The organism is Xenophilus sp., from assembly GCF_044462705.1.
Lineage (GTDB): Bacteria > Pseudomonadota > Gammaproteobacteria > Burkholderiales > Burkholderiaceae_C > Xenophilus > Xenophilus azovorans.
Window position 1 is genome coordinate 6,378 of the sequence record NZ_JBIQNC010000152.1, and the last position, 4,599, is coordinate 10,976.

The window sequence follows — 4,599 nt, forward strand, 5'->3', positions numbered from 1 at the left end:
GCGCAGAACAGCATCAGGTACAGCCAGATGCACACGAAGCGCAGCACGCGGTACCAGGCCGGGTCCGGCTCCTCGCGGGCGTCGAGGATGCCCAGGCGTTCGAGCCGGCCTGCGATGGAGTCGGTCGTCATGCCAGCGTCTTCAGTGCGCGGGTGAGGCGGCCCAGGCGCATGGGCCGCGACGCCTTGGCCAGCACCCAGTCGCCCGGGCGCAGCATGTCGCCCAGCGCGTCGGAGAGCGCCGCCACGTCGGCGAACCAGTGGGACTGCACGCGGCCGTTGATGCGCAGGTGCAGGAAGTGCATCAGCGGCCCGATCAGCAGCACCCGGTCGGGCTGCGCCTGCAGCAGCGGCTCGGCCAGTGCCTCGTGCTGGGCCTGGCCCATGTGGCCGCTGCCCTGCATGTCGCCCAGCAGGGCCACGCGCTGCGCCGGCGGGCAGGGCGCCTGGCCCAGCAGGGCCAGCGCGGCGCGCATCGAAGCAGGGTTGGCGTCGTAGCTCTGGTCGATCAGGTGGAAGGCGCCGTCGCCCACCGGGATGCGGTGGAAGGGTCCGAGTTCGTCCTCCTGCGTCGAGCGGCCCAGCGCGCGCAGCGCCTCGGCCGGCGCCAGCCCGAGGGCCAGTACCGCCGCCAGCGCGGCGGCCACGTCGATGCCGACGTTCAGCCCGGCGGCCTTCAGGTGCAGTTGCAGCGGGACGCCCTGCACCAGCAGCCGTACCTCGCCCTGGTGCACGCCCAGCAGCCGCACATGGGCGTCGGCGTGCTCGCCGTAGGCCAGCACGCGGCCGGTGTGGCCTGCAGCACGCAGCGCTGCCGCATCGCGAGGGTCGCCCACCGCCAGGTGCACGCCGGGCGCCAGCCCGCGCATCAGCGAGCCGCGCGCCCGCGCATGCTCGTCGGCGCTTTCGCCGGGCGCGGCGGCGGCCGGCGGCAGCACCAGCACCGTGGGCTGCAGCAGCCGCAACAGGGCCGGCGGCGGCGAACGGCCGACGTCGACCACCCACGCCGCGGCCGAGCGCGGCATGCAGCACAGGCTCCAGGCCGTGCCCTTGGGCGTGCGCGTGTTGCCTTCGGGCTGGGCCACCGGGCCCTGCACGCCCAGCGCGCCCGCGAGCAGGGCGGCCAGGCGGCTGGGCTCGCCGGCGCTGACGATGCCGGCCACCGGGCCTTCGTAGCGCGCCCGCGCCCGCGCGCCCAGCGCCAGCATCGCCCGGGCCACGTCGTCCACCTGCAGCAGCGGGGTGCCGCGGTGCAGGTGCGGCGCGGCATCGCTGCACAGGATGGCGGCGGCCGGCCGCAGCGCGCTCTGCAGCGAGCGCACCAGCGCGCCGCGGCCGCTGCGCGCGGTGTCTTCCACGCACAGCACGTGGCTGCGCTGCGCCGACAGGCGCGGCGCCACGCCCGAGGCGCGCCAACCCGGCGGCGGCGGCACGACCCACCGGCCGCCGGCGGCCTGCGCCAGTTCCTCGGCGCTCCACTGCCCGCCGGCGACGGCGTCGTCGTGGGTCGCCGCCTCGCGCGCCACCAGCAGCCGGTGGTAGCCGACGAAGCCGGACAGGTAGTGCTCCACGTCGTCGATGCGCACGCGGAACGAGTGGTGCCGGATGAAGAAGGCGCCGGCCACGGAGGCCGGGCGCCGGAAGTACATCGCCAGCTCGGGCCAGAACACGCCGTTGAGCAGGTAGTGCGCGCGGAAGTCCAGCGCGCGATGGAACTTGTCCAGGTCCACCTCGTCCAGCAGGTGGCGCAGTTCGGGCAGCTCCTGCAGCCGTTCGAGCATCTGGCGCGCGGCCAGCATCAGCTCCAGCAGCGTGGGGAAGGTGGTCTTGCGGTCGAGCACGAAGTCCAGGTAGCCGGCGACGTTCTGGATGCCGAAGCGGAAGTACTTCTCGCGCGGCCGCCAGCGCGTCAGCTCGTTCACGCAGTAGCTCAGCCAGTGGTCGTGCGCCTGCCAGTGCTGGCTGGCGATGAAGTGCTCGAAGGCGCGCTCCACGATGAGCAGCCAGCGGGGGTCGCGCGTCAGCGCGTACAGCCGCATCAGGCCGAAGGCGGCCTCGCCGTCGTAGTAGACGATGCGCGAGGCCTGCTTGACCGACAGGTCGTGCGCGTGCAGCACGTGGACGAAGCGGCCGCTGGCGCGGTCCTGCATGAAGCCGATGCCTTGCGCCAGCCGCTCCATCAGCGCCAGCCACTCGCGGCTGCCGGTGGCCTCGGCGTGCTTGGCCAGCGCCAGCAGGCAGACGGCGCAGCCGCCCAGCTTGATCTCGTCGGCCACGTCCACCAGGAAGGCGGCGTGGGTGCCGTCGGGCAGCACGCGCTCGCGGATGAGCTGCCCGCACATGAAGGCCAGGCTGCGCTCGATGGCCTGCATCAGCGCCGCATCGCGCGTGAGCTCCCAGGCCTCCAGCATCGCGTAGAGCGAGCTGGCGTGGCGCAGCGTGTTGTAGCCGGGGATGCGGCGGTCGAAGCAGGGGAACAGGCCGTAGACGAACTGGCCGCTGGGCTGCACCTGCCGCGCCAGGTGCCCGCTGCCGCCGGCCACCAGCGCCAGCGTGCTGCGGGCGGTGAGCGCCGGCATCTGGCGGCGGCCGGCGTCCAGCCCGGGGCCGGCCAGCCGGTGCACCACGCCGTCGTCCTGGCAGAACACGCCGGCGGTGGCGAGCAGGTAGACCTCGCGCGCGGCGTCGAAGTCGGCCGTGGGCTCGTGCGGGAAGCGCGTGCGCAGGTAGATCTCGAAGTTGTTCTTGTTGAACTGCGCGCTCGCCACCTGCGGGCCGGCGTAGAGCATCGCGTTGGCGTTGAGCTCCTGCTCGGTCAGCAGGCGGTCGAAGCCGGCGTCCAGCGCCAGGCCGAGCCGGAAGTAGTTGCGCTTGACGTTCTTCAGGTGGGCCTCGAACTGGCCCCAGGCCAGCTTGCTCACGCCCTCCACCCAGTCCACCCGCAGCCAGGGCGAGGCCAGGGCGCGCGCGCCGGCGTCCTTCAGCACCTGGCGGGCGCCTTCGGACCAGGCGTCGTCGAAGCTGTCGCCGCGCACGTGCGTGACGCGGGCGCGGCGCTGGCCGTCGGTCACCGAGAAGATCAGCGTGAACGCCGGAAAGGGCGCCGGCACCTCCGTGCAGACGGGGGCGATGCGCTCGCGGCAGGCCTGCAGCATCTGCTGCAGGTCCAGCGGCGTCCGCTCGGCGCCGTCGTCGGACCTGCCTTCCGGCAGGTCGTCCAAGGCGGGAGGAGATGGCAGGGCGGACATGGGCCGCGGCGACCTCAGCGGTAGACGAATTCGACGCGGCGATTGAGCTGGTGCCCGGCCTCGGTGAGCTCGTTGGACGCGGGCCGCTCCATGCCCCAGCTCATGGTGTCGATCTGCGCGCCGTTGGCGCCGCCCAGGCGCATGCGCTGCGCCACCGCATCCGCGCGGCGCTGGCCCAGCGCGAGGTTGTACTCGCGGCCGCCGCGCGAGTCGGTGTGGCCTTCGAGCACCACGCGCGCCTGGGGCCGGCTGCGCAGGTAGTCGGCGTGCGCCTGCACCACGTCCCGGTATTCGGGCTTCACCTCGAAGCGATCGAAGTCGAAGTAGACGATGCGGGCCACGCCCTGCGGGCCGGGCGCGCGCGGCATCGGCGCCGGCCGCGCCACGACTGGCGCCACGGTCGACGGGCTCTGGCGGTTGGAGTAGTAGTAGTTCGTGTCGTCCTGGCCCGGGCGGCCGCTGGCGCAGCCGGCGACCACGGCGGCCAGCGCCAGCAGGGGTGCCAGGCGGTGATGGAGTCGGTGGTGATCTGTCATGTTGCGTCTCGCAGGAGGGGGAGCGCGCGGCCGCGGATGCGGCCGCGCTGGCTGCATCAGCCCAGCAGGCCGCGCAGGAGGTTGTCCACCGGCGCCAGGGCGCCGCCACTCTCGTTGCCCGACAGCAGGCTGGTCACCGGGGCCAGCAGGCCGCCGTCGGCGCCGGCGACGGTGCCGAGCAGGTTGCCGACGAGGCCGTCCTCGCCGAGCACGCCGCTGAGCAGGTCGCCGCCGAGCGCGTCGCCGCCCAGCAGGCTGCCGACCAGGCCGTCTTCGCCGGCGACGGTGTCGATCAGGTTGCCGACGAGGCCGTCCTCGCCGACCACACCGCCGAGCAGGTCGCCGCCGAGCGCGTCGCCGCCCAGCAGACCGCCGACCAGGCCGCCATCGCCGGCGACCGTGTCGATCAGGTTGCCGACCAGACCGTCCTCGCCGGCGACCGTGTCGATCACGCTGTCGACGATGCTGCCTTCGCCGACCACGCCGCCGAGCAGATCGCCACCGAGCGCGTCGCCGCCGAGCAGGCTGCCGACCAGGCCGTCTTCGCCGGCGACCGTGTCGATCACGTTGCCGACGATGCCGTCCTCGCCGAGCACGCCGCCGAGCAGGTCGCCACCGAGCAGATCGCCGCCCAGCAGGCTACCGACGACGCCGTCCTCGCCCAGCACACCGCCGAGCAGGTCGCCACCGAGCGCATCGCCGCCCAGCAAGCCACCGACGACGCCGTTCTCGCCCAGCACGCCGCCGAGCAGGTCGCCACCGAGCAGATCGCCGCCCAGCAGGCTACCGACGACGCCGTCCTCGCCCAGCACACCG

At 73.9% G+C, this 4,599-nt stretch carries 2 protein-coding genes and 1 pseudogene; all 3 read right to left on the bottom strand.

Annotated features, from left to right (window positions below):
* Window positions 1-127 precede the first annotated feature (127 nt).
* Entirely contained in the window at window positions 128-3,220 is a 3,093-nt protein-coding gene (locus tag ACIY1X_RS19335) for a glutamate ligase domain-containing protein (protein WP_399683625.1), read from the bottom strand.
* Window positions 3,221-3,261: 41 nt separating this feature from the next.
* Entirely contained in the window at window positions 3,262-3,783 is a 522-nt protein-coding gene (locus tag ACIY1X_RS19340; protein WP_399683628.1) for an OmpA family protein, read from the bottom strand.
* 56 nt (window positions 3,784-3,839) lie between these two features.
* A pseudogene (locus tag ACIY1X_RS19345) lies at window positions 3,840-4,599 on the bottom strand (hypothetical protein); the annotation flags it as partial.